The organism is Enterococcus florum, from assembly GCF_004309355.1.
Classification (GTDB): Bacteria; Bacillota; Bacilli; order Lactobacillales; family Enterococcaceae; genus Enterococcus_A; species Enterococcus_A florum.
In genome coordinates, this window is the sequence record NZ_BJCC01000019.1 from 12,022 (window position 1) to 36,823 (window position 24,802).

The 24,802-nt window shown below is 42.3% G+C and carries 19 protein-coding genes; 12 read left to right on the plus strand and 7 right to left on the minus strand.

Features of this window, described 5'->3' with window-relative positions:
- The first annotated feature begins 19 nt into the window (after positions 1–19).
- Together ilvC and ilvA are read left to right on the plus strand one after the other, a co-directional pair.
- Positions 20–1,015: a ketol-acid reductoisomerase gene (gene ilvC / locus NRIC_RS11710; RefSeq protein ID WP_146622887.1), complete on the plus strand. Its 996-nt coding sequence runs from the start codon at positions 20–22 to the stop codon at positions 1,013–1,015.
- Between the two features lie 20 nt (positions 1,016–1,035).
- Positions 1,036–2,292 carry a threonine ammonia-lyase IlvA gene (ilvA, locus tag NRIC_RS11715; protein WP_146622888.1) on the plus strand — a complete coding sequence of 419 codons (1,257 nt, stop codon included), beginning with the start codon at positions 1,036–1,038 and terminating at the stop codon, positions 2,290–2,292.
- A 39-nt stretch (positions 2,293–2,331) separates the two neighbouring features.
- On the opposite strand, the gene NRIC_RS11720 is transcribed toward ilvA, so the two are convergent.
- The 4 genes from NRIC_RS11720 to NRIC_RS11735 are packed head-to-tail and all read right to left on the minus strand — an operon-like array spanning position 2,332 to position 4,734.
- The gene (locus tag NRIC_RS11720; protein ID WP_146622889.1) at positions 2,332–3,093 is read right to left on the minus strand and encodes an ABC transporter permease; all 762 of its coding nucleotides are present in this window, start codon (positions 3,091–3,093) and stop codon (positions 2,332–2,334) included.
- Positions 3,090–3,716 carry an ABC transporter ATP-binding protein gene (locus NRIC_RS11725; RefSeq protein ID WP_146622890.1) on the minus strand — a complete coding sequence of 209 codons (627 nt, stop codon included), beginning with the start codon at positions 3,714–3,716 and terminating at the stop codon, positions 3,090–3,092. Before NRIC_RS11725 ends, NRIC_RS11720 begins: the two co-directional genes overlap by 4 nt.
- Positions 3,717–3,736: 20 nt before the next feature.
- Entirely contained in the window at positions 3,737–3,991 is a 255-nt protein-coding gene (locus tag NRIC_RS11730) for a hypothetical protein (RefSeq protein ID WP_146622891.1), read from the minus strand.
- Between the two features lie 17 nt (positions 3,992–4,008).
- Complete coding sequence (locus tag NRIC_RS11735) at positions 4,009–4,734, minus strand: DNA alkylation repair protein (protein WP_146622892.1); 726 nt, start codon at positions 4,732–4,734, stop codon at positions 4,009–4,011.
- A 218-nt stretch (positions 4,735–4,952) separates the two neighbouring features.
- Between NRIC_RS11735 and tuf the strand changes: the two genes are divergently transcribed.
- Together tuf and NRIC_RS11745 are read left to right on the plus strand one after the other, a co-directional pair.
- The gene (tuf, locus tag NRIC_RS11740; RefSeq protein ID WP_146622893.1) at positions 4,953–6,140 is read left to right on the plus strand and encodes an elongation factor Tu; all 1,188 of its coding nucleotides are present in this window, start codon (positions 4,953–4,955) and stop codon (positions 6,138–6,140) included.
- A gap of 107 nt (positions 6,141–6,247) precedes the next feature.
- Positions 6,248–7,285: an iron-containing alcohol dehydrogenase gene (locus NRIC_RS11745; protein ID WP_146622894.1), complete on the plus strand. Its 1,038-nt coding sequence runs from the start codon at positions 6,248–6,250 to the stop codon at positions 7,283–7,285.
- A gap of 39 nt (positions 7,286–7,324) precedes the next feature.
- Here the strand turns inward: NRIC_RS11745 and NRIC_RS11750 are convergent, their stop codons facing one another.
- Both NRIC_RS11750 and NRIC_RS11755 read right to left on the minus strand, forming a co-directional pair.
- Positions 7,325–8,062 (minus strand): amino acid ABC transporter ATP-binding protein, encoded by a 738-nt coding sequence (locus NRIC_RS11750; protein WP_146622895.1) that lies wholly within the window; start codon positions 8,060–8,062, stop codon positions 7,325–7,327.
- A gap of 1 nt (position 8,063) precedes the next feature.
- On the minus strand, positions 8,064–10,229 hold the full coding sequence (locus NRIC_RS11755) for an amino acid ABC transporter substrate-binding protein/permease (protein ID WP_146622896.1): 2,166 nt from the start codon (positions 10,227–10,229) through the stop codon (positions 8,064–8,066).
- A 245-nt stretch (positions 10,230–10,474) separates the two neighbouring features.
- Between NRIC_RS11755 and uvrB the strand changes: the two genes are divergently transcribed.
- The 7 genes from uvrB (at position 10,475) to whiA (ending at position 20,372) form a co-directional block, all read left to right on the plus strand.
- Complete coding sequence (uvrB, locus tag NRIC_RS11760; RefSeq protein WP_146622897.1) at positions 10,475–12,466, plus strand: excinuclease ABC subunit UvrB; 1,992 nt, start codon at positions 10,475–10,477, stop codon at positions 12,464–12,466.
- A 96-nt stretch (positions 12,467–12,562) separates the two neighbouring features.
- Positions 12,563–15,391, plus strand: a complete 2,829-nt coding sequence (gene uvrA / locus NRIC_RS11765; RefSeq protein ID WP_146622898.1) for an excinuclease ABC subunit UvrA — start codon at positions 12,563–12,565, stop codon at positions 15,389–15,391.
- Positions 15,392–15,486: 95 nt separating this feature from the next.
- Complete coding sequence (locus NRIC_RS11770) at positions 15,487–16,740, plus strand: carboxylate--amine ligase (RefSeq protein WP_146622899.1); 1,254 nt, start codon at positions 15,487–15,489, stop codon at positions 16,738–16,740.
- A gap of 3 nt (positions 16,741–16,743) precedes the next feature.
- The gene (locus NRIC_RS11775; protein WP_146622900.1) at positions 16,744–17,454 is read left to right on the plus strand and encodes an amino acid racemase; all 711 of its coding nucleotides are present in this window, start codon (positions 16,744–16,746) and stop codon (positions 17,452–17,454) included.
- Positions 17,455–17,545: 91 nt separating this feature from the next.
- Positions 17,546–18,433: an RNase adapter RapZ gene (gene rapZ / locus NRIC_RS11780; RefSeq protein ID WP_146622901.1), complete on the plus strand. Its 888-nt coding sequence runs from the start codon at positions 17,546–17,548 to the stop codon at positions 18,431–18,433.
- Positions 18,430–19,428, plus strand: a complete 999-nt coding sequence (locus NRIC_RS11785; protein WP_146622902.1) for a gluconeogenesis factor YvcK family protein — start codon at positions 18,430–18,432, stop codon at positions 19,426–19,428. Before rapZ ends, NRIC_RS11785 begins: the two co-directional genes overlap by 4 nt.
- Before the next feature lie 14 nt (positions 19,429–19,442).
- The gene (whiA, locus tag NRIC_RS11790) at positions 19,443–20,372 is read left to right on the plus strand and encodes a DNA-binding protein WhiA (RefSeq protein ID WP_146622903.1); all 930 of its coding nucleotides are present in this window, start codon (positions 19,443–19,445) and stop codon (positions 20,370–20,372) included.
- Positions 20,373–20,408: 36 nt separating this feature from the next.
- On the opposite strand, the gene NRIC_RS11795 is transcribed toward whiA, so the two are convergent.
- A complete protein-coding gene (locus NRIC_RS11795; RefSeq protein WP_146622904.1) occupies positions 20,409–20,924 on the minus strand; it encodes a thioredoxin domain-containing protein in 516 nt (171 codons plus the stop codon).
- A gap of 147 nt (positions 20,925–21,071) precedes the next feature.
- On the opposite strand from NRIC_RS11795, the gene nifJ reads away from it, so the two are divergent.
- On the plus strand, positions 21,072–24,740 hold the full coding sequence (nifJ, locus tag NRIC_RS11800; protein ID WP_146622905.1) for a pyruvate:ferredoxin (flavodoxin) oxidoreductase: 3,669 nt from the start codon (positions 21,072–21,074) through the stop codon (positions 24,738–24,740).
- Positions 24,741–24,802 lie beyond the last annotated feature (62 nt).

Genomic DNA, 24,802 nt, shown 5'->3' on the forward strand with positions numbered 1-24,802 from the left:
AATGGAGGAGAATACATTTATGGTTAAAGTTTATTATGATGATGCAGTAGAGAAAGATGTACTGGAAGGAAAAACAATTGCGATTATCGGTTATGGTTCTCAAGGACATGCTCATGCGCAAAATTTACGTGATACAGGACATGAAGTCATCATTGGTGCACGTGAAGGGAAATCTGCTGAAGCAGCTCGTGAAGACGGCTTTGAAGTAATGCCAGTCAGCGAAGCTGCGAAAAAGGCTGAAGTCGTAATGATTTTAGCACCAGATGAGATTCAAGGTGCGTTATATGAAAATGAGATCCAACCTAACTTAGAAGCAGGCAACGCGTTAGCCTTTGCTCATGGGTTCAACATTCATTTTGATGTAATCAACCCTCCAAAAGATGTTGATGTATTCTTAGTAGCACCAAAGGGACCAGGACATTTGGTTCGTCGTACGTTTACTGAAGGGTTTGCAGTACCTGCTTTATTCGCCGTTTATCAAGATGCAACAGGAACTGCTCAAGATGTTGCAATGTCATATGCAAAAGGCATTGGTGCGACTCGAGTGGGCGTTTTGGAAACGACCTTTAAAGAAGAGACTGAGACCGATCTATTCGGTGAGCAAGCTGTTTTATGCGGTGGATTAACAAGCATGATCGAAGCTGGATTTGAAACATTGGTTGAAGCTGGCTATCAACCTGAATTGGCTTACTTTGAAGTCTGCCACGAAATGAAACTGATCATCGATTTGATCTATGAGGGTGGATTCGGCAAAATGCGTGATTCAATCTCTAATACAGCAGAATACGGAGATTATGTTTCGGGACCTCGCGTTATTACAGAACAGGCGAAAGCAGGAATGAAAGAAGTGCTAACCGATATCCAAAATGGTAATTTTGCGAATGGGTTCATTGAAGACAATAAGAACGGCTTCCCTGAATTCAAGAGAATGCGCAAAGAAAGTGCTGGACACCAAATCGAGCAAGTTGGTGCTGAATTGCGTAAAATGATGCCTTTCGTATCACGTAAGGACTAATTATATAGGGAGTGTGGAAGATGGAGATCGTCAAAGATAGTGATGTACGAACTGCTTATCAGTTGTTAAAAAACGCAGTGACACATACCCCGCTCCAATATGACCGTTACCTGTCGGAGAAGTACCAAGCCAATGTCCTATTTAAGCGAGAGGACCTGCAAAAGGTCCGCTCGTTTAAATTACGCGGCGCCTATTATGCAATCAAAAAATTGTCCGATGCAGAACTAAAAAAAGGGGTCGTTTGTGCAAGTGCCGGAAATCATGCACAGGGAGTGGCTTACACGTGCAATGAACTAAAATGCCAGGCAGCTATTTTTATGCCTAGTACTACACCACAGCAAAAGGTTTCGCAGGTTCAGTTTTTTGGTGGAGAACATGTGAAGATATTTTTAGTTGGAGATACTTTTGATGCCTCTGCAGAAGCAGCCCGTACCTACTGCGAAGAGCAGGGGATGACGTTTATCGATCCCTTTAATGATCCTAGTATTATTGCTGGGCAAGGAACTTTGGCCTTGGAAATGATGACAGATGCTGAGCGAGAAGGCTTTAAGCCTGATTACATTTTAGCAGCGATTGGTGGCGGCGGGTTGATCAGCGGTGTGTCTTCTTATGTGAAGAATACATCGCCTACGACTAAGGTGATTGGTGTAGAGCCTGCAGGAGCCCCTTCAATGCAAGCGGCTTTTGAAAATGATGGACCGATCGAGTTAAAGGAAATCGATAAATTTGTTGATGGAGCTGCTGTGAAAAAGGTCGGGGAAATCACTTATTCCCATGCGAATCAATACGTAGACGAATTAGTCACGGTCGATGAAGGGTTGGTTTGTTCGACCATTTTGGAAATGTACGGCAAGCAGGCAATCGTTGCTGAACCGGCAGGCGCATTGAGTGTAGCGGCATTGGAGCCTTTGAAGGATGAGATCAAAGGCAAAACTGTGATTTGCATTATCAGCGGGGGGAACAATGACATTAATCGAATGGCTGAGATCGAAGAACGCTCGCTTATTTATGAGGGACTAAAGCATTACTTCGTTGTGAGTTTCCCGCAGCGTCCGGGTGCTTTGAAAGAGTTTGTAACGGAGGTATTAGGGCCGGATGATGATATTACCCGGTTTGAATATACAAAAAAAATCAATCGAGGCTCAGGCCCTGTAATGCTGGGAATTCTTTTGAAACGTAAGGAAGATTTGCCGGCCTTATTGAAAAACCTCAAGGAATTTGATCCAAATTATATCGATTTGAGTGAGAATCAAACCTTGTATGGATTATTGGTATAAAAAAAAGTTTCGATCCGTTTAAAGTGATCGAAACTTTTTTTAATTGATCAGTTGGTGCTGTTCATTAAAGTAATTCTTGTAAGCATTGTATCCACCAATGATGGCGCCCAAACTAGTTGCTGAAAGCAGCATAAAGGTGACCATGATCTGATACTTGATCGCATGCACTGGATCTAACCCTGCGAATATCAGCCCAGACATCATTCCCGGCAAACTGACTAAGCCAACTGTTTTGGCTGAATCAATCGTCGGCTGCATAGCTGTCTTAATACTTTGTCTCAAAATCGGCTGGGAAGCCATTTTGACGGATGCACCTAATGCTAATTTTTCTAAAACCTGCTGTCGTTGATCGTGGAACTGCGTATCCAATGAACGGTAGCACAAACCGATCGCTATCATGGAGTTACTGGCGATCATTCCTGTGATCGGGACAATTTGTGAGGGGACCAGTTCGATCGCTCCTGACAGAACCAAAACACCTAATGTAACATAAGTGCTGATAAAAATGGCCATTAACGAATGAAGGTACTTTTTGTGGTTGCTTGGATTACGTTTATGTGCGTTCCAAGAAGCGTTCAACACAATGAAGAGACTCATAGCAATCGTTAGAAACACATGATTCACTTGAAAAATGTACTTCAGCACATACCCAACAATGACCAACTGAATCACAGCTCGCACGATACTGTACATAATGTCTTTTGAGAGGCCTAATTTTTCCCTAGAACTAATGAAAACTGCAATAAGAACTAAACAAAAGGAGAAGACGAGAGACATGTTATTGACTGCTAACTGGTTCATTTCATCAGCCTCCCTTCTTGAACCAACAATAAATCATCAGCTGTTTTGATCTCTGCTTCATCATGAGTGACTTGTAAAATGGTACAGCCTTTTTGATGAATGGTTAGAATCAGCTGATGGATGATGGCTTTTGTCCTTTCGTCTAATCCAACTGTCACCTCGTCTAAAAGAAGGACCTTTGGCAAAAACAACACATTGCGAATCAAGGCAACTCTTTGTCGTTCGCCCCCAGAAAGCAGTGTGATGGACTTATCCAGATCGCTTTTAGGAAGATCAACCATATTTAAATACTCAAGCATTTCTGCCTGGTTTATATCCTTATCCCGAATAAGATAAGGAAAGGCCAGATTGTCTCGAACCGTGTCCCCAAAAAGAGCAGGCTGCTGAAAACAATAAGAGACCTCCTGACGATAAGTGGTATAAGGATAATCGGATTGTTCCCGTTCTTCAAAGAGAATCTTTCCTTGAGTAGGCGTTAGTAATGAAGCAATCAGACGCAAAAGAGTGCTTTTTCCTCCTCCTGAAGGTCCGGAGATAGTCAGGAAGGCATTTTTTTCGATTTGTAAGGAGACGTCCTTTAGAATCGTTTGATAAGAGACTTGTTTAAGCTCAAGTAAAGACATGGTGCAGATGCTTCCTTTCTTTAATAGGGGACGATCACAAGCAGGTCAGGATGCTTTTCTACAATTAATTGCCTGAGTCGCAGCTCTTTGTGATCGACAAAATGACATTCGTTATTGAATCTGTGCTGAAAATAGTCCATAATCTGCTGCTGCGTCCATTCTCGGGCAGGAAAGTGCCAGAAGTCATGGCGTTGCTTTACAAAGACAAAGCCTACGCTTAGAGCAGTTTTGATTTCACTCGGTAAATCCTCATATTGGTTTACAAATTCCTGCATAGTTTGTCTCCTTTCGCTTACTTAGGATTGGATACTTCTTTTCCCATTTTTGATTTGTTAGAGATCAGACGGGAACGTCCATCGACTTTTACCAAGGTCTGTAATTCTTTTAAAGCTTCTTTTGCAATCCATTGCTGTGTTTTAGAAGGTTGTTGCAATAAAGCCGTTGCGGTCTCTATGCTGCGCTCTTTAGCGTCATAACTGATTTTCCCTAATTCACGCAAGGCCCAAGATGCCGCTTTTTTAACCAGCAACCGCTCGTCATCAGAGTGTTGTTCGATCAATTTCAAATAATCCGCTATTTCTTCATCAGAGAGCTTGGCATGGGTCGATTTACTGGCAATTAAAGTGAAGGCTGCTCGTCGTTTAAATAGTTCTTCAGATTGGATCCATAGGTGTATATAGAAATCAAAATCACGTTTGATCAAAATTGTTTTACAGAATAAATCGCACAGATCCCATGAATCGATCTCTTCCATTAAAGCAAGAATTTCGTTTTCTGTACATTCTTTTGGTTTTAACGACAACACTGTTAACAGTTTGCATTCATGATAGCCGGTCTTCCAAAGCTCATATAAAAAAAGTTTGTCCTTTGGCAAGGTTCGAGCTATTTTCCTTAATTCAGAGGTGGGTACTCCGAGGGCATCCTCTTCAGGGATCCCGAGTTTGATGACGTTGGTTTTGTACTTATCAGAAGAGATATGTTTTAAGTGGTTCACAATATCGTAAGTCGATTGAGTCACTAAGAAAGCCTCCTTGTTTGTATTTCTCTTATCTAGAATTATTCAACAAACAAACTTCCGAGTCAAATGATTTTGAGTTTGACCATCTTTGATGTATGATACATTCAAGGTTGCTTACGAATAGTAAGAAGCCAAATTCTTTTCTTTTTTCAAGGAAAAGCTTTATAATGTATCCGTGAGTCGAGAAGGCTCAATCTTATTAGGAGGTTTGTATTATTATGGCAAAACAACATTATGATAGAAGTAAACCACACGTGAATATTGGAACCATTGGCCACGTTGACCATGGGAAAACCACCTTGACAGCAGCAATCACAACGGTATTAGGCAAAAAAGGTCTAGCAAACCCTCAAGACTACGCAAGTATCGATGCTGCACCAGAGGAACGTGAACGTGGGATTACGATCAATACCGCACACGTAGAATATGAAACTGAAAAACGCCACTATGCGCATATCGATGCACCAGGGCACGCGGATTATGTGAAGAACATGATCACCGGTGCAGCTCAAATGGACGGGGCGATCCTAGTAGTATCAGCAACGGATGGACCTATGCCTCAAACACGCGAACACATCTTGTTATCACGTCAAGTAGGTGTAAAATACTTGATCGTTTTCTTAAATAAAGTTGATCTAGTTGATGATGAAGAATTGATCGATTTGGTTGAAATGGAAGTTCGTGAACTATTATCAGAATACGGATTCCCAGGCGATGACATCCCAGTCTTGAAGGGCTCTGCATTAAAAGCTTTAGAAGGCGATGCTGAACAAGAACAAGTGATCATGGACCTAATGGATACCGTTGATGAGTATATCCCAACTCCAGAACGCGACAATGACAAACCTTTATTACTGCCAGTGGAAGATGTATTTTCAATTACTGGTCGAGGAACTGTTGCATCTGGACGTATCGATCGCGGGAAAGTAAATGTCGGCGATGAAATCGAGATCGTCGGAATCAAACCTGAAACTCAAAAAGCAGTTGTTACAGGACTTGAAATGTTCCGTAAGACACTGGATTATGGGGAAGCAGGGGACAACGTCGGGATCTTGCTGCGTGGGATCACCCGTGATCAAATCGAGCGTGGTCAAGTCATTGCTAAACCAGGTTCAATTACACCTCACACCAAGTTCAAGGCTGAAGTGTACGTGTTGTCGAAAGAAGAAGGTGGCCGTCATACGCCATTCTTCAATAACTACCGTCCACAGTTCTACTTCCGTACGACGGATGTGACAGGAAACATTGCGTTGCCGGCAGATACTGAAATGGTAATGCCTGGAGACAATGTAACGATCGATGTTGAATTGATCCATCCAGTCGCTGTAGAAAAAGGAACCACTTTCTCCATTCGTGAAGGTGGCCGAACAGTTGGATCAGGTATTGTAACTGACATCGAAGCTTAAACTAAAAAACGCCCTTGTGGCGTTTTTTTTGTATCCATTTCGCAAGTTGAAGAATTTCTTTTTTTCGTATCCGGAATAAGCTAAGATAGTAAAAAGGAGCGAAAAACATGGAAAAATTATTTGTGAGTCCAGGAATGTACATTCAAGGGGAAGATGTGTTAAATACTCATTTGCCTAAGCTGCTTGAATTTGGGACGAATGGATTGGTCGTCACCGATTCATTTGTGTATCAGCTGATCGCAAAGGACTTGATCAATGGATTAAAGAAAAAAGGATGCAAGATCGAGGTTTGTTTGGTCGATCAAACTCAGCTGAGTCAACCTATAATTGAAACGGAATTTGTTTTGGCAATTGGCGGAGGTAGAGCAATCGATCAAGGAAAAAAAGCAGCATTGAGTAATGGTTTGTCCTGTATTGTGGTCCCTACAGCGGCTTCAACCGATGCACCTACGTCTCGAATATCCGTTGATTATGACGAAGAAGGCTTTTTTAAAAAATACGACTATTTTATTCAAGGACCAGATCTGGTCATAGTCGATACACAGGTATTGATCAACAGCCCAGCGCATTTTTTAGCTGCTGGAATTGCGGATGGGCTATCCACTTTTGTTGAAGCGAGAACCGTTTGGGAAAATGGAGGGGTCAACACCTTGAATGCGCGCCCTACGATAACAGCTTTTGCGATCGCTGAAAAATGTAGAGATATTCTTTTACGTTACGGAGAGCAAGCCGTTCGAGAAAATCAGCAAAAAACGATCGGAGAGGCTTTTAATGCGGTTGTCGAAGCGAACATCCTATTGAGCGGACTTGGCTTTGAATCTGGTGGATTGAGTACAGCACATGCGCTGCATAATGCGTTGACCAGCGTCTTTGGCTCAGCAATCAAAGCAAGTCATGGTCAAATCATCGCAGTAACGACCTTGATCCATCTGGAAATCGACCGACCATCTGAAGTCGCTGAATACAACCAATTGTTCAAACGATTGCAGTTGCCGACAACGCTGTCCGAGTTAGGACTTTTTCCTACTGAAGAGCAGCTGTTGCTGATTTGTAACTTGGCATTTTCTGCAGATGATGGTATTGTCCGAAGCCGCGTGGCTGTCACTAAAGAGGAATTGAAGAACGTATTAAAAAAATATTTCTAGAGAAAAAGCGTGAATCAGAAACAGATTCACGCTTTCTTTTTAGATATTTAAGACTTTTTCCAAGAAATCTTTCGTTCGAGGATTTTGCGGATCATTGAAAACCTGCTCCGGTGTGCCATCTTCCAAGATTTTCCCCCCGTCAGTGAAAATCACGCGATCTGCTACTTCTTTTGCGAAGCCCATTTCATGCGTAACGATCACCATCGTCATCCCTTGCAAAGCCAGATCCTTCATAACTCGCAATACGTCTCCGACCATTTCAGGATCGAGGGCTGAGGTTGGCTCATCAAACAGCATGATATCTGGGTTCATCGCTAATGCCCGAGCAATAGCTACACGTTGTTTTTGCCCACCCGATAAGCTTTCCGGATAAACCGCTCTTTTTTCCTCAAGACCTACTTGAGCCAGCAAATCCATTCCGCGTTTTTCCGCGCTTTCTCTCGATTCGCCCTTTAAGTCCATCGGTGCGAGGACGATGTTTTCTAAAACAGTTAAATGAGGGAAAAGATTGAAATGCTGAAAAACCATTCCAATATGTTGGCGAACTAAGTTGATATCCGTGTTTTTGTCGGTCAAATCTTTCCCGTCGATCACTACGTGGCCTTCAGTCGCTTCCTCAAGAGCGTTCATGCAGCGAAGAAATGTACTTTTCCCAGAACCAGAGGGGCCAATGATACAAACAACTTCGCCTTCTTTAATCGTGATATTCAAATCATCTAAGACGGTATTATCGCCAAATTTTTTCACTAAATGATTCACCACTATTTTTTCAGCCATCTTAATTCACCTTCTTATCTAAACGATTTGCTAATTTGGTCAGCAATGTAATCAAGATCAAATACATAATTGCAATGATCAAGTAAACGTAAGAACTTTGTGTTGTACGGGCAACGATGATTTTCCCGGTTTGCAGCAGTTCAACCACACCAATCGCTGAAATGATCGTAGTATCCTTCAAACTAATAACAAACTGGTTAATGAAAGAAGGAATCATGATTTTCACTGCTTGCGGAAGAACGATTTTTTGCATGGCTTTATTATAGGAAAGGCCTAAGCTGCGTGAAGCCTCCATCTGACCGATCGGAACGGCATTAATCCCCCCACGCACGATCTCAGCAATATACGCACTCGCATTCAAGGTCAGTGTGATTACCCCTGCCATAAAGTCAGGAATCTTGATACCCGTCATACCCGGCAATCCAAAGAAGATAAAGAAGGCCAGCACCATCATTGGGATGCCGCGAATGATATCGACATAGACACTTGACAACACGCGCAATCCTTTGACTGGCGAAACTCTAAACAATCCAAAAATGACACCTAGTACTAACGCTAACGCAAAGGAAACCAGTGCCAACACGATGGTTTTCCAGAGTCCCTCTAACAAAGCAGGGTAGTTGTTTTTCAACAATCCGCCGATCGTAGATTCATCCACTTGGTTTTCTTGTGATGCGGCACCGTCTTCGCCAATATACGTATTGACGATTTGATCGTATTCTCCCGTACGTTTTAATTCTCTTAATCCTTCGTTGAACATCTCAACTAATTCTTGGTTCTGCCCTTTTTTGACAGCGAATCCGTATTCGCCGCCGCTTTCACGTTCGATCGGAGTTTTTAATGCTTGACCTTGTTTGATGGCATACCCTATGACCGGGTAATCATCCATCATAGCATCGATAGAGCCCACTTTTAGTGCATCGTAAAGCTGATCGGCAGCATCAAAGTTCTTAACTGTATATCCATATTCTTCCTGGTGTTCTTTGATAAAGTCCGCACTTTCAGTTCCAACTTTGGCACCAACGGTCTTTCCTTCAAGGTCTTCATAAGAAGTGATATCATCATTGTCTTTGGCGACAGCCAGCTGAATCCCGCTTTCAAAATAAGGGTCGCCAAAATCATAATTTTGCTTGCGTTCGTCTGTGATACTCATTCCAGCGATCATCCCATCGCCTTGTCCAGATTCCAACGCCTGCAGAGCAGCGGAGAAGCCGATGAACTTGAAATCTAAATTGAAGCCTTGCATTTCAGCAATGCGTTTCAGCAAGTCTACATCGATTCCTTTATACTCGCCATCGCTGTCTTGGTATTCAAAAGGAGCAAAGGCTGAGTCACTTACAATAGTATAAGTATCCTTTTTCGGCTCGATCTTTTTCATCTCGCCTGAGGGAGCAGGCTTTTCATCTCCAGCAGAAATATACTTGTTGACGATTTTATCATAGGTTCCGTCCGCTTTTATTTCTTTCAAGCCTTTATTAAACTTGTCTAACAATTCTTTGTTCTGCCCCTTTTTGACAGCAAAACCGTAAGAACTTCCGCTTTCGGGTTCGCCGATCAGCTTGAACGGCTGTCCATTGGACACTGCATAGCCAAGGACGGGGTAATCGTCAAAAATAGCTTGTACGTTGTCGTTTGTTAAAGCATTGTACATTGCGTCGGCGGCTTCGTAGTTTTTCACTTCGTAGCCATACTTGTCTTTATTTTCTTCAAGAAAAGCGGCGCTTTCCGTGCCAATTTTAGCCGCAACAGTTTTGCCTTTTAAATCTTCGTAATCAGAAATATCTGAATTGTCGTTGCGAACCGCCATTTGTATGCCGCTGTCGAAATAAGGCTCTGAAAAGTCAAAGGTCTTCTTTCGCTCATCTGTGATACTCATTCCAGCAATCATGCCGTCCAATTGATCAGATTGGACACCTTGGATCGAGCTGTCAAATCCAAGCGGTCTCAAATCGACTTCAAAGCCCTGGTCCTCTGCGATTTGATGAAGCAGATCTACATCGATCCCTATGTATTCTCCGTTTGAATCCTGAAATTCAAAGGGTGCAAATGTTAAATCAGTTCCTATTTTATAGGTAGTTTCAGCCGCTTGGACTTTATCAGCAACTCCCAGTGTTACAATAGTTGCCATCATGAATAATAGTAGCGAGAAAACTTTTCCCTTTTTCATAACATACCTCCTATAATTTTACTATTGAACTATTATAAATTAGAACACTATAGGAAAACAAGCTCTTTAACATGATGAAGGAAAAAAAACTGAAATACCTAACATGATACGTCAAAACATCTCACATGTGTGATGTTAAGGAATGTATAAGCAAAAGACAAAAATTGGCGAAAGTATGTTCGGTGTGTTATAATCTTAAGACTGAGATTTTATCCATTATTAAAGAAGCAAAAGGGGGACGCTGTGTGATTGAAAGAGAAACAAACAACACCTTTGATCTACACTCCAAATATCAACCAGCTGGTGATCAGCCAGAAGCGATCAAGCATTTAACAGAAGGCTTAATCGATGGTAAGAAGGCACAAGTACTCTTAGGAGCAACCGGAACTGGAAAAACCTACACGATTTCTAACGTGATCAAGGAAGTCAATCGTCCGACATTGATCATTGCTCACAACAAAACGTTAGCTGGACAATTGTATGGAGAGTTTAAAGAATTTTTCCCCAATAATGCTGTAGAGTATTTTGTCAGCTACTATGATTATTATCAACCAGAGGCCTATGTTCCTTCCAGCGACACGTATATCGAGAAAGATTCCAGTATTAATGATGAGATAGACAAATTACGTCATTCCGCTACCAGTGCATTGCTTGAGCGAAATGATGTTATCGTCGTGGCTTCCGTTTCTTGTATTTTTGGTTTGGGTTCACCAAAAGAATACCAAGAACAAGTCGTCTCCTTGCGTGTCGGTATGGAGATGGATCGCAACCAGCTGTTGAGAAATTTAATTGATATTCAGTTTGAACGTAATGATATCGACTTTCAGCGCGGAAGATTCAGGGTTCGTGGCGATGTGGTTGAGATTTTTCCCGCATCGAGAGATGAACGAGCATTAAGAGTAGAGTTCTTTGGTGATGAAATCGATCGAATTCGAGAAGTCGATGCTTTGACAGGCGAGGTTCTTGGTGAAACAGAGCACGTAGCGATTTTCCCCGCAACACACTTTTTGACGAATGAACACAATCTGGAAATCGCCATCAGCAATATTCAAAATGAGCTGGAAGAACGGTTAGCTGTTTTGAGAGATGAAAATAAGTTGCTGGAGGCACAGCGTTTGGAGCAGCGAACGAACTATGATATCGAGATGTTGCGAGAAATGGGCTACACCTCTGGGATCGAAAATTATTCTCGTCACATGGACGGCCGTGTTGAAGGACAGCCCCCATATACTCTAATCGACTTTTTTCCAGATGACTTTTTGATTGTGATCGATGAATCCCACGTCACTATGCCGCAAATCAGAGGAATGTACAATGGAGACCGGGCACGAAAACAGATGCTTGTTGACTATGGTTTCCGTCTTCCTTCGGCCTTAGACAATCGGCCGTTGCGATTGGAGGAGTTTGAAGAGCGTGTCAATCAAATCGTCTATGTTTCTGCCACACCTGGGCCTTACGAAGCAGAACAGACAGATACAGTGATTCAACAGATTATTCGGCCGACCGGGCTTTTAGACCCGGTAATTGAGGTGCGTCCGATCATGGGACAGATTGATGATCTTGTTGGAGAAATCAATGAGCGATCTGAAAAGGATGAACGAGTCTTTGTCACTACATTAACTAAAAAAATGGCAGAAGACCTTACCGATTACTTTAAGGAATTAGGTATCAAGGTGAAATATCTGCACAGTGATATCAAAACATTGGAACGGACAGAGATCATTCGCGACCTGCGGCTTGGCAAGTTTGACGTTTTAGTCGGAATCAACTTATTAAGAGAAGGCTTGGACGTTCCAGAAGTTTCGTTGGTGGCGATTTTGGATGCAGACAAGGAAGGCTTCTTACGGAGCGAACGTTCACTGGTTCAAACCATTGGACGGGCGGCGCGAAATTCTGAAGGAAAAGTAATTATGTACGCGGACAAGATCACCGATTCTATGCAGCGGGCTATGGATGAAACTTCTAGAAGAAGGGAAACCCAAGAGGCGTATAACCAGGCGCATGGAATCACTCCTAAAACGGTCATTAAAGAGGTACGCGATCTGATTGCCATCAGCAAAGTGACTGAGGATGGCGAGACGTATGATTTGAGTTCTTACGATGAGCTTTCCAAAGAAGAACGCAATCTGATGATCGCTAAACTAGAGGATGAGATGCGTGAAGCTGCCAAGACGCTGGACTTTGAAACCGCAGCAACACTGCGTGATACGATTTTGGAACTAAAAGCAGCTGAGTAGAAATGAAAAGGGCTCAGCGGCAATGAGTGATTAGATAAAGTTGGACAGTCAGTTTTAGATAAAACTGGCTGCCTTGATAAGAATTAGGAGAACGATATGGCAAACGATAAAATAGTGATCCATGGGGCAAGAGCCCACAATTTAAAAAATGTCGACGTAACAATTCCCAGAGACAAAATGGTTGTTGTGACTGGACTTTCAGGCTCTGGAAAAAGTTCTTTAGCCTTTGATACGTTATACGCAGAAGGACAAAGGCGATATGTGGAAAGCTTATCTGCCTATGCACGTCAGTTCTTAGGCCAAATGGATAAACCTGACGTAGACAGTATTGATGGATTAAGCCCAGCAATTTCGATTGACCAAAAAACCACCAGCAAGAATCCTCGTTCGACAGTCGGTACAGTAACAGAAATCAATGATTATTTAAGGTTGTTGTACGCACGTGTTGGACACCCTATTTGTCCCAACGACCATATTGAGATCACTTCTCAGTCTGTGGAGCAAATGGTGGACAAGGTGCTCGAATTGCCAGAGCGTACAAAAATCCAAATACTTGCGCCAGTAGTAACCAAAAAGAAAGGTCAGCACAAAAAAGTTTTTGAACTGATTCAGCGCGAAGGATACGTACGAATGCGTGTTGACGGCGAGATGTATGATGTATCTGAAGCGCCAGAATTAGAAAAAAACAAAAAGCATGATATTGCGATCATCGTTGACCGCATCGTTGTGAAAGAAGGGATTCGTTCACGTCTATTTGATTCTTTTGAAGCTGCGCTTCGGTTGGCTGACGGATACGCACTGGTCGATGTGATCGGCCAAGAGGAAATGCTTTTCAGTGAGCATTATGCTTGTCCCTACTGTGGATTTACAGTTGGAGAGTTGGAGCCGCGGCTGTTTTCGTTTAATGCGCCCTTTGGTGCCTGCCCTGAATGTGATGGATTGGGAGTCAAATTAGAGGTGGACAAGGAACTGGTCATTCCTGATCCTTCCAAAACGTTGCGTGAAGGAGCCTTAGTTCCTTGGAATCCTATCAGCTCGCAGTACTATCCGCAAATGCTGGAACAAGCTTGTCTAAGCTTTAATATCGATATGGATACCCCATTTGACGAACTGCCTAAAGAACATCAAGAGATCGTACTCTATGGCTCAAACGGGGAAAACTTCCATTTCCATTATGAAAATGATTTTGGCGGCGTACGGGATGTCGAGGTGCCATTTGAAGGAATTTTGCCGAACATTGATCGTAGATACCGCGAGACAAGCAGTGACTTTACCAGAGACCAAATGCGTTTGTACATGACTGAATTGACCTGTCAAGCCTGCAACGGCTATCGGTTAAACCCTCAAGCACTTTCTGTGAAAGTCGGCGGCTTTAGTATTGGTCAGGTTAGTGAGGACTCGATTATCCAAGCGTTGGATTTTTTTGAAGGTCTGAGCCTGAGTGAACAAGAAACAATGATCGCCAAGCCTATTTTGAAAGAGATCGATGATCGATTAAGCTTTTTGCGTAATGTCGGGTTAGATTATCTAACACTCAGTCGTGCCTCAGGAAGTCTTTCTGGTGGAGAGGCGCAGCGGATTCGTTTAGCTACGCAGATTGGTTCCAATTTATCTGGTGTGTTGTACATTTTAGATGAACCATCCATCGGCTTGCATCAACGCGACAATGATCGTTTGATCGACTCTTTGAAAAAGATGCGTGATTTAGGAAATACACTGATCGTTGTTGAACACGATGAAGACACGATGCGTGCGGCAGATTACTTAATTGATGTAGGGCCTGGCGCAGGAGATCAAGGCGGAGAGATCGTTGCTGCTGGAACGCCTGAAGAAGTTGCCCAAAATGAACAATCGCTGACTGGTAAATACTTGTCAGGAGCTAAACAGATTCCAGTACCGAAAGAACGCCGTAAAGGCAATGGGAAAAAAATCAAGGTAACCGGAGCTGCCGAAAATAATCTGAAAAATTTAGATGTAGAGTTTCCTCTAGGAAAATTTGTTGCAGTAACCGGGGTATCAGGCTCTGGGAAATCAACTTTAGTCAACCAAATTTTAAAAAAGGCCTTGGCACAAAAATTGAACCGCAATTCCAACAAGCCAGGAAAGTTTAAAAAAATCACGGGATACAACGCGATTGAGAAACTTGTCGACATCGATCAAAGCCCGATTGGTCGTACTCCACGAAGCAACCCTGCCACTTATACAAGTGTTTTTGATGATATTCGTGATCTGTTTGCTCAAACAAATGAAGCCAAAATCAGAGGGTATAAAAAAGGTCGTTTCAGTTTTAACGTGAAGGGCGGTCGTTGCGAAGCTTGTCGTGGAGATGGAATCATCAAAATCGAAATGCACTTCTTGCCTGACGTTTACGTACCTTGCGAGGTTTGTCATGGGAAACGGTACAACTCGGAAACCTTGGAGGTGCATTATAAAGGAAAGAATATTGCGGATATTTTAGAAATGACGGTGGAAGATGCGGTAGAATTCTTCAAACACATTCCTAAGATTCACCGAAAATTACAAACGATCGTGGATGTCGGTTTGGGCTATGTTACGATGGGGCAACCAGCCACAACTCTTTCTGGCGGGGAAGCACAACGGATGAAATTGGCCAGCGAACTGCATAAAAATTCCAATGGAAAGAATTTTTATATTCTAGATGAGCCGACTACGGGTCTTCATACAGATGATATTGCTCGTTTGTTGAAGGTATTGGAGCGTTTTGTTGATGCTGGAAATACGGTATTGGTGATCGAGCATAATCTAGATGTCATTAAATGTGCCGATTATGTCATCGATTTAGGTCCAGAAGGCGGCGATGGCGGCGGAACGATCCTAGCAACAGGAACGCCAGAAGAAATCTCGAACGTCTCAGAAAGCTACACTGGCTATTACTTGCAAAAATCTTTGAAAAAAGCCGAATAATCATTTCGAAAAATGCAAAGCAAAGACTTGACCTTTGCTTGCATTTTTCTTTATGGTATGATAATCAAGGACTAATTGGAAAAGGTGTAGTGAAAATGGAAAATCAAAAATTTGTACCTCTATTATTAGGAAGCGACATCAATGTTTATGGAATGGCCAGATCTTTTCATGAGGAATTTGGATTGGTTTCTCAAGCCTATGCTGGCATGCAGCTGGCACCGACGAAATACAGTAAAATCGTGAATGTCCATACCATTCCTGGCTTTGACAAAGATCCTGTCTTTATCAAAGAAATGAAGCGGCTGGGGCAAGAAGTTTACAATGACCCATCAACGAAATATTTGTTGATTGCTTGCGGGGATGGCTATTCAGAGCTTGTTGCACTACACAAAGAAGAGCTATCCGAATGGTTCATCTGTCCTTATATTGATTACGATTTATTGCAGCGCTTGATCAGCAAAGTCAGTTTTTATGAGATCTGTGAGCAATATCAGCTGCCTTATCCAAAAACGCTGATTATTCGCAAGCAAATGCTGTCGAAAGGGAGATTAGCTCAAGACTTGCCATTTCAATTCCCGGTTGCATTGAAGCCTGCGAATAGTGTTGAATGGCTTTCGATTGATTTTGAAGGTCGAAAAAAGGCTTTTATTATTGACACAAGAGAAGAATTTGATACGATTTTGGAGCGGATCTATCAAGCGGGATATACTAGTGAGATGATCGCTCAGGATTTTATTCCTGGCGACGATAGCAATATGAGGGTTTTAAATGCTTATGTCGATCAGCATCATCAAGTCAGAATGATGTGTTTGGGACATCCTTTGCTTGAGGATCCATCTCCTGAAGCGATTGGAAACTATGTAGCGATCATGCCAGATTACAATGAAAAGATATATCAAACGATTAAAGGGTTTTTGGAGGCGATTCATTATACAGGATTTGCCAATTTTGATATGAAATATGATCCCAGAGATGGAGAATACAAATTATTTGAAATTAACCTTCGTCAAGGAAGAAGCAGTTTTTTCGTAACGCTAAATGGTCTTAACCTAGCACGATTTGTCGTCGAAGATCGTGTGTTTGAGAAACCATTTATTGAAACAACCTACGGAAAAGCGTCTGAAGATACGGCAATGTTGTGGATGGGTGTTCCTACGAGTGTCTTTTCTAAATACGCACGAGACAACGAAGACAAACAGCATGCATTAAAGTTGATTGATCAAGGGCGTTGGGGAACCACTGTTTTTTATAAACAAGACATGTCTCCTATGCGCTGGTTGTTGACTAAATACAGCTTCAGCAAGTATAAAGGACGTTTCGAATTATTCTTTAAGGAGAAAGAAGGATAAAGATTGGAAAATTTTTTCAGTATTTTGGGCGGAATGGGTACGATGGCTACTGAAAGCTTTGTTCGGTTGATCAATCATCGAATAAAGGCCCATAAGGACCAAGATTATCTTAATTACGTCTTATTCAATCATGCAACGGTTCCAGATCGCACGGCTTTTATTTTGAATGAGAAGGCTAAAAATCCGCTGCCTTATTTATTAGATGATATTGAAAAGCAAAATCTGCTGCAGCCCTCTTTTATCGTGTTGACATGCAATACTGCACATTATTTCTTCGAGCAGCTGCAAGCGAAAACTGCTATTCCAATTTTGCATATGCCTAGAGAAGCAGCTTTGAAGTTGAAAGAGAGAAGCCAGGCTGGAGAAAAGGTTGCTTTTTTAGGTACTGCTGGAAGTGTGAAGGCTGGCGTTTATAAAAAGGAACTTGAAACACAAGGGTTCGAAGTCATTTACCCTGATGAGGAAATTCAGGATAAAGTCAATTACTTGATATATCATGACGTAAAAGAGAATGACTATATCAACAGTGCCCTTTATCTTGAGATTCTTTCAGATGTGTTTGATGGACTCGGCTGCAACCATGCAGTTCTTGGCTGTACCGAACTATCATTGGTGCAAGAACATACAAAAGACAATCCGTATTCGGTCATTGACGCTCAATCGATCTTGGCAGACCGGACAATTGAATTAGCGTTAAAAAACAGATCTTCTTAGAAGTTCTGTTTTTTTGTAAGGATCTTTTAAAAAAGTAGTATAGACACGCCCGGAATGATAGAATAGAAGAGATGGAAAGGAGTGGCACAAAATGACTGAGAGTTTGCATTTAGTTGTGATCACTGGAATGAGCGGTGCAGGAAAAACCGTAGCGATTCAGAGCTTTGAAGATATGGGGTATTTCTGCGTTGACAATATGCCGCCAGGATTGATCCCGAAATTTTGGGAGTTGATTCGCGAGTCTGGAAAAGTCACGAAGATCGCGTTAGTCGTAGATTTGCGTTCTCGTTCTTTTTTTGAAGATATTCAAAATATGTTAGTAGAAATCGACAATACAGGTTTTATTGATACAAGTCTTTTATTTTTAGATTGTTCTGATGAAGAATTGGTTGCTCGTTATAAAGAGACAAGACGAACGCATCCAATGGCGATGGATGGATTGGTAACGGAAGGAATTCGTAAAGAACGAGCTATTTTAGAAGATTTGAGAATTCGAGCTACTCTAGTAATTGATACGACCAATTCTACCCCGCGGCAGTTAAGAGAAAAAATCAATCAAGAATTCAAACAAAAGGGCGATCATGGGTTTCATGTTGAAATGCTGTCTTTTGGGTTTAAGTATGGTCTGCCGATCGATGCGGACATTGTGATGGATGTACGGTTTTTGCCTAATCCGCATTACATCGAAGAATTACGTCCTCAGACAGGATTAGATAAACCAGTTTACGAGTATGTGATGTCTTTTCCTGAGACCGAAGAGTTTTATCAAGACTTTCTTAAAATGATGAAAGCTATCCTTCCCGGTTATGTAAAGGAAGGAAAAAGTTCATTGACTATTGCCATCGGCTGTACAGGTGGACAGCACCGTTCTGTAGCATTGAGTGAACGAATCGGTAAAGCATTGATCGAGAACGATTACCGTGTGAATATTACACACCGTGACAAGGACAAGCGGAAGGAGACGGTGAATCGCTCATGAAAATGAAGACGTATCGAATCCGCAAACCAAAAATCGTAGTCATTGGCGGGGGAACAGGGTTGCCAGTCATTCTCAGCAGTTTGCGAAACCAAAGTGCTGACATTACTGCTGTCGTTACCGTGGCAGATGATGGCGGCAGCAGCGGTGAATTGCGAAATTCAGTGGATATGGCACCGCCGGGGGATCTGCGAAATGTCTTGGCTGCTCTATCAGATATGCCAAAGCTATATGAAGATCTGTTTCAATACCGTTTTAAAAAAGAAGATAAATTTCTGGCGAATCATACGATTGGCAATTTGATTATTGCTGCTTTATCTGAGATGCGCGGCAGTACGTATGAAGCAATTCAATTGTTGTCGCATATGATGCATGTCGACGGGCATGTGTATCCTTCTTCTGAAAGCCCTCTGATTCTGCATGCAGAATTTGAGGATGGAACGAAAGCCGTAGGAGAATCAAAAATCGCTTTGGATCGAAAAACGATCAAAAGAGTATTTGTCACAGGAAAACAAAAGGCTCACGAAGTCCATGCAGCCCGTAAAGTCGTTCAGTCGATACAGGATGCAGATATGGTCGTTTTAGGACCAGGATCGTTATTCACCAGTATTTTGCCCAACTTAGTAATCAACGAGATCGGCGAAGCGGTGAAAAACACTAAAGCAGAAGTTGTTTATATTTGCAACATCATGACTCAAAAGGGTGAAACGGAACATTTTAGTGATGCTGATCACGTTCGAGTGTTGCATAAACATTTGGAAGAGAAGTTTGTGAATACAGTCCTTGTAAATACCGAAAAGGTTTGTGAGGGTTATATGGATCCGAGTATCTATGATGAGTATCTCGTTCAAGTCACTCATGATTTCAACGGACTAAGAGAAGAAGGATGTCGCGTTATCTCAACCGACTTTCTAAAATTAAGGGACGGCGGCGTTTTCCATGATGGCGACAAAGTAGTGGATGAATTGTTCCGTATCGTATTTGGAGCAAAACTTTAAAGGGAGGACTCGACATGTCTTTTGCTGCAGAAGTAAAAAAAGAATTAACCGGTCTGACTGTACAAAAAGATTTGGCCAAGGCTGAACTAGCAGCATTGATTCGCATGAATGGGTCACTCAGTCTCAGCAACCACCAATTCATATTGAATGTACAAACAGAGAACGCAGCCATCGCACGACGAATTTTTTTGCTGTTAAAGGAACATTACGGCGTACGAAGCGAACTGTTGGTCCGGCGAAAAATGAAGTTAAAAAAGAACAATGTCTACATCGTTCGACTGAAACAAGAGACCCAAAAGATCTTACCTGATTTGAATATTATGGATGGTATGATGTTTCAATCCCATATTTCAACAGAGGTGAGAGAAAATGATCAGCGAATGCGTGCCTATCTGCGAGGGGCTTTTTTAGCCTCTGGATCGGTCAATAATCCCGAAACTAGCCGATATCATCTAGAGATCTCCTCGATTTACGAGGAACACAACCAGGATATTTGCGACCTGCTAAATTATTTTGACCTGAATGCTCGAACGTTAGCTAGAAGGAATGGCTACATTACTTATTTAAAAGGGGCAGAGAAAATTGCTGATTTTCTTACATTGATCGGTGCGACCAATTCAATGTTAAAATTTGAAGATGTGCGTGTCGTCCGGGATATGCGGAATTCAGTCAATCGGCTGGTCAATTGCGAAACGGCCAATATGAATAAAACGATTGATGCTGCTTCTAAACAAATTGAGAACATTCACTTTATCGAAACGACGGTTGGTTTGCAGTCATTACCGGAAAAGCTGCAAGAAATTGCCGAGCTGCGGATTCAGCATCCGGAAGTCAGCTTAAAAGAACTCGGTGAGATGATTCCTTCAGGGATGATCTCAAAGTCGGGCATCAACCATCGTATTCGGAAGATCAATGAGTTTGCTGATAATTTAAGAAAGAAATAGCCAGAATCCCCTGATCGCAACCGATCAGGGGATTGTTTACATATCAAGATAATCTAGCAATTCTTTTTGGGTAATGGATTCATCAAAAATATGCTGATCAATGAATACGCTTGGTACAAATCGAACATTGGCAAGGGCTGCCTCATTGCGAATCTCATTTTGAATAGCTTGTGTAGGCTGCTGTTTTAAATGCAGCTGTTCTTCGGCATATTGTGCCACCTGCTCCAAGGTCATACTACCCCAAATTTCTTGCGTGTCAAAAGCTTGTCTCAGCTGATCGAGAGTCTTCTCAGGGTCAGAACTGATATACTCGTGCATAATGTTTCCTCGCTGTAAACTTGCTTTGTCCTTATCCAATAATTTTATGATTCGTTGGACTTTTTTTGTAGCCACTGCCTCGCTCAACACTTCGTAAGATTCCTCAAACCATTGTTTGCAAAAGGGACAGCGTAAATTGACAAATTCGATGATTTTTTTTGGTGCTTGTTCGGATCCGATTTTTATTCCGTTCAGGTCGTTCACTAAATCCGTTTTGATTATTGAAATATCCATAAATCACACTCCTCTAGTTTAGTGTACAGGAAAAAGAAGAAAGAAAAAATAAATAAGTTCTCATTTAATAATAATCAGGACCTGTTTTAAAAAGACCAGCAATTGGTTTATAATAGGCCCATTGCGTCAAAATGGAGGAGGAAGCATATGCGTAAAATGAAAACGATGGATGGAAATACCGCTGCCGCCTACATTTCTTATGGCTTTACAGAATTAGCAGCAATCTATCCAATTACTCCAAGTTCAACCATGGCTGAGCTTGTTGATCAGTGGGCTGCTCAAGGGAAAAAGAATATTTTTGGGCAGACTGTGACGATCACAGAAATGCAATCAGAAGCCGGTGCGGCGGGGGTTGTTCATGGCGCCTTGAAGACCGGCGCTTTAACAACAACTTATACCGCCTCGCAAGGGCTTTTATTGATGATACCTAATATGTATAAAATCGCCGGAGAATTGCTTCCTGGGGTTTTCCATGTAGCCAGCAGAGCAGTTACCACAAATGCACTGAATATCTTTGGTGATCATGGGGATGTGGTGGCGGCAAGACAAACGGGTTTCGCCATGCTTCAGGAAAGCAGTGTGCAGGAGGTCATGGACCTTTCTGCTGTTGCTCATTTGGCGGCCATTGAATCTAGTGTTCCTTTTTTAAATTTTTTTGACGGTTTTCGCACCAGTCACGAGATCCAAAAAATCGAGGTGTTGGATTATGAGGAGCTTCATCCTTTGATCAATCAGGAAAAGCTAGCCGAATTTAGATGTCGCGGCATGAACCCGAACCATCCTACGGTCAGTGGAACCAATCAAAATCCTGAGATCCACTTTCAGCAAAGAGAAACAGTCAATCGCTACTATGAAGACCTTCCAGCGATCGTGCAAAAATACATGGGCGAAATCAACCAGTTAAGAGGCACGAATTATGATTTAGTTACGTATTATGGTGCAGAAGACGCAAAAGAAGTTATCGTGGCGATGGGTTCAGTGACCCAAACGATCGAGCAAACAGTGGATTACTTGAATGGGCAAGGTCACAAGGTTGGTTGCTTAAACGTTCATTTGTATCGTCCATTTCCATCAGCCAACTTTCTAGACAAATTACCGAAGACAGTAAAAAGTATTGCCGTATTGGATCGTTCAAAGGAGCCGGGGGCTGATGGCGAACCATTGCTTTTAGACGTGCAAAGTGTGATGTATGATTCAGAGATTCATCCGATGATTATCGGAGGGCGCTTTGGATTGGGTTCAAAGGATGTCACGCCTAATCAAATCCTGGCCGTATATCATGAACTGCAAAAACCGAAACAAGAAGCAAAATCAAGGTTTACGATTGGCATCGTCGACGATGTTACCTATCTTTCTCTAGATGCAGGTGAGATCGTAGATTTGACCAATCCTTCTACCTACCAAGCAAAATTCTGGGGATTTGGATCGGATGGAACGGTAGGTGCCAATAAGTCGGCCATCAAAATCATCGGAGATAACACTGATAAATATGCGCAAGGCTATTTTTACTATGATTCGAAAAAGTCTGGCGGATTAACCGTTTCACATTTACGATTCGGGGATACACCAATTCGTTCTACCTACTTGTTAGAGAGCGCTGATTTTGTGGCCTGTCATACCCCAGCCTATATTCATACCTATGATTTGTTAAAAGGTCTTAAACCTAAGGGAACCTTTTTATTAAATACCACTTGGAATGAGACACAACTTGAAAAACTGCTTCCTTCACATATGAAACGATATATCGCAGAAAATGAAATCCAGTTTTATACGATCAATGCAGTTCAATTAGCCATGGATGTCGGGCTAGGACAACGAATCAATACGGTGATGCAAACAGCCTTCTTTAAGTTAACAGAGATTATTCCCTTTGATCAGATTTTACCAGTTTTGAAGGCAGAAGTTGACCGCAGTTATCGCAAAAAATCACAAGAGATAGTAGAAAAAAATTATGCTGCTATGGATCATACGCTCGAGCATTTGCATCGATACCACGTCCCTGAGCATTGGAAGAACCTCGACGTTTCAAAAAAAGCGCGTCCTACCATGACGATCAAGTATGTCGATGAAATCCTAGAACCAATTAATTCACTGCAGGGAGATCAATTATCGGTGGGAACATTGATAAACAATGGTATGACCGATGGCACGATTCCCGTCGGTACTTCGAAATTTGAAAAGCGCAGTGTTGCTCTACAAGTCCCAGAATGGATCACAGATCGTTGTACGATGTGCAATGAGTGCTCCTTTGTATGCCCTCATGCGGCGATTCGTCCCTTTTTGGCCGATGAAGAGGAGATGCAAGAGGCACCAGAAGGTTTCATCGTTCGTGAAATGCGTGGTGCCGACGGACTAAAGTATCGAATACAGGTCTCTGTTGAAGACTGCACAGGATGTGGATTATGCGTTGAAGCTTGTCCAGCGAAAGAAAAAGCTTTGGTGATGAAGCCGTTGGAAGAGGAAAAGAATCAAGCTATTAATTGGGCTTTTGCTATGACTCTGAAGCAAAAGCAAAATCCGGCAAAACCCAATACTGTGTTAGGTTCACAGTTCAATCAGCCGTTACTGGAATTTTCTGGTGCTTGTGCCGGGTGTGGCGAAACACCTTATGTGAAGCTGCTGACACAGATGTTTGGAGATCGCATGATGATTGCGAATGCTACTGGATGTTCTTCGATTTGGGGAGCTGCTGCGCCTGTCACTCCTTATACAACTAACGAATACGGGCAAGGACCTGCTTGGTCGAATTCGTTGTTTGAAGATAATGCCGAATTTGGCTACGGAATGCTGTTGGCCAATCAAACCAGAAGGAAGGCATTAGCTGTTGATATGGCAGCAGTCTTTGAGTTTGTTTCTCAGGATTTGAGAACATTAATGGTTGATTGGGTCGACCATATGTACGATTCTAAAGGAACTCAGCAACGGGCGGTCAAATTGATCGCTGCACTTGAAGCAGAAGGATTAAATGACTTGAAGCTTCTCTCGATCTACGAAAGACGGGATCTGTTTGTCAAAACCAGTCAATGGATCTTGGGTGGAGACGGCTGGGCTTACGATATTGGCTTTGGTGGAATCGACCATGTTCTAGCAAGTGGAGCGGATGTCAATATTCTTGTGATGGACAATGAAGTGTATTCTAATACCGGAGGACAAACTTCAAAAGCAACACCAGCTTCCGCAATTGCCAAATTTTCTGCAAATGGAAAATACGCTTCTAAAAAGGATCTTGGTATGATGGCTATGACTTATGAAAATGTCTATGTGGCTCAAATTGCTTCGGGGGCGAATCAAATCCAAACAATCAAGGCTTTTGAAGAGGCGGAAAATTTTCCTGGTCCTTCCTTGATTATTGCCTATACACCCTGCATCAATCATGGACTGAAAGGCGGCATGGGGAAAAGCTTACAGGAAGCGAAAGATGCTGTGTCGTCTGGCTATTGGTCATTGTATCGTTACAATCCTGCATTGAGAGAAGTCGGGAAAAATCCAATGAAGCTGGACTATAAGCGACCTGATTTTGACCAAATGATTGACTTTATGAAAAAACAAGTCCGTTTTTCTGCTCTAGCTATGATTCAACCGGAGTTTGCGGAAAAACTGTATGCGAAGACAGTGGATGATGCGAAAAGACGATTCTTCAACTATGCTCGTTTAGCAGGACAAGAAGAGAAACTACGGAGTAAGCTGGAAAGTAAGAACACGCGAGCTGCTGAAAAAAATAATCGGGAAAAACGAGAGCGAACTGTTGACCAAGAGGCAGAAGCGCGACGAGCAGCAAAAAGAGCTGCTCGAGCAGATAAACGCCAAGATAGATAGTTTTGTTTGAGCGTGTCAGTTCAGCAAATTTACGGCTTTACAAATCGGCAGTTGCTCTTCAA

Coding starts and splice junctions, on each gene's coding strand:
- NRIC_RS11730 (WP_146622891.1), bottom strand. CDS start 3,991: ATGCAGGAATTTGTAAACCAATATGAGGATTTACCGAGTGAAATCAAA.
- whiA (WP_146622903.1), top strand. CDS start 19,443: ATGTCTTTTGCTGCAGAAGTAAAAAAAGAATTAACCGGTCTGACTGTA.
- tuf (WP_146622893.1), top strand. CDS start 4,953: ATGGCAAAACAACATTATGATAGAAGTAAACCACACGTGAATATTGGA.
- NRIC_RS11750 (WP_146622895.1), bottom strand. CDS start 8,062: ATGGCTGAAAAAATAGTGGTGAATCATTTAGTGAAAAAATTTGGCGAT.
- uvrA (WP_146622898.1), top strand. CDS start 12,563: ATGGCAAACGATAAAATAGTGATCCATGGGGCAAGAGCCCACAATTTA.
- NRIC_RS11795 (WP_146622904.1), bottom strand. CDS start 20,924: ATGGATATTTCAATAATCAAAACGGATTTAGTGAACGACCTGAACGGA.
- nifJ (WP_146622905.1), top strand. CDS start 21,072: ATGCGTAAAATGAAAACGATGGATGGAAATACCGCTGCCGCCTACATT.
- NRIC_RS11745 (WP_146622894.1), top strand. CDS start 6,248: ATGGAAAAATTATTTGTGAGTCCAGGAATGTACATTCAAGGGGAAGAT.
- NRIC_RS11770 (WP_146622899.1), top strand. CDS start 15,487: ATGGAAAATCAAAAATTTGTACCTCTATTATTAGGAAGCGACATCAAT.
- ilvC (WP_146622887.1), top strand. CDS start 20: ATGGTTAAAGTTTATTATGATGATGCAGTAGAGAAAGATGTACTGGAA.
- ilvA (WP_146622888.1), top strand. CDS start 1,036: ATGGAGATCGTCAAAGATAGTGATGTACGAACTGCTTATCAGTTGTTA.
- rapZ (WP_146622901.1), top strand. CDS start 17,546: ATGACTGAGAGTTTGCATTTAGTTGTGATCACTGGAATGAGCGGTGCA.
- NRIC_RS11720 (WP_146622889.1), bottom strand. CDS start 3,093: ATGAACCAGTTAGCAGTCAATAACATGTCTCTCGTCTTCTCCTTTTGT.
- NRIC_RS11755 (WP_146622896.1), bottom strand. CDS start 10,229: ATGAAAAAGGGAAAAGTTTTCTCGCTACTATTATTCATGATGGCAACT.
- NRIC_RS11725 (WP_146622890.1), bottom strand. CDS start 3,716: ATGTCTTTACTTGAGCTTAAACAAGTCTCTTATCAAACGATTCTAAAG.
- NRIC_RS11785 (WP_146622902.1), top strand. CDS start 18,430: ATGAAAATGAAGACGTATCGAATCCGCAAACCAAAAATCGTAGTCATT.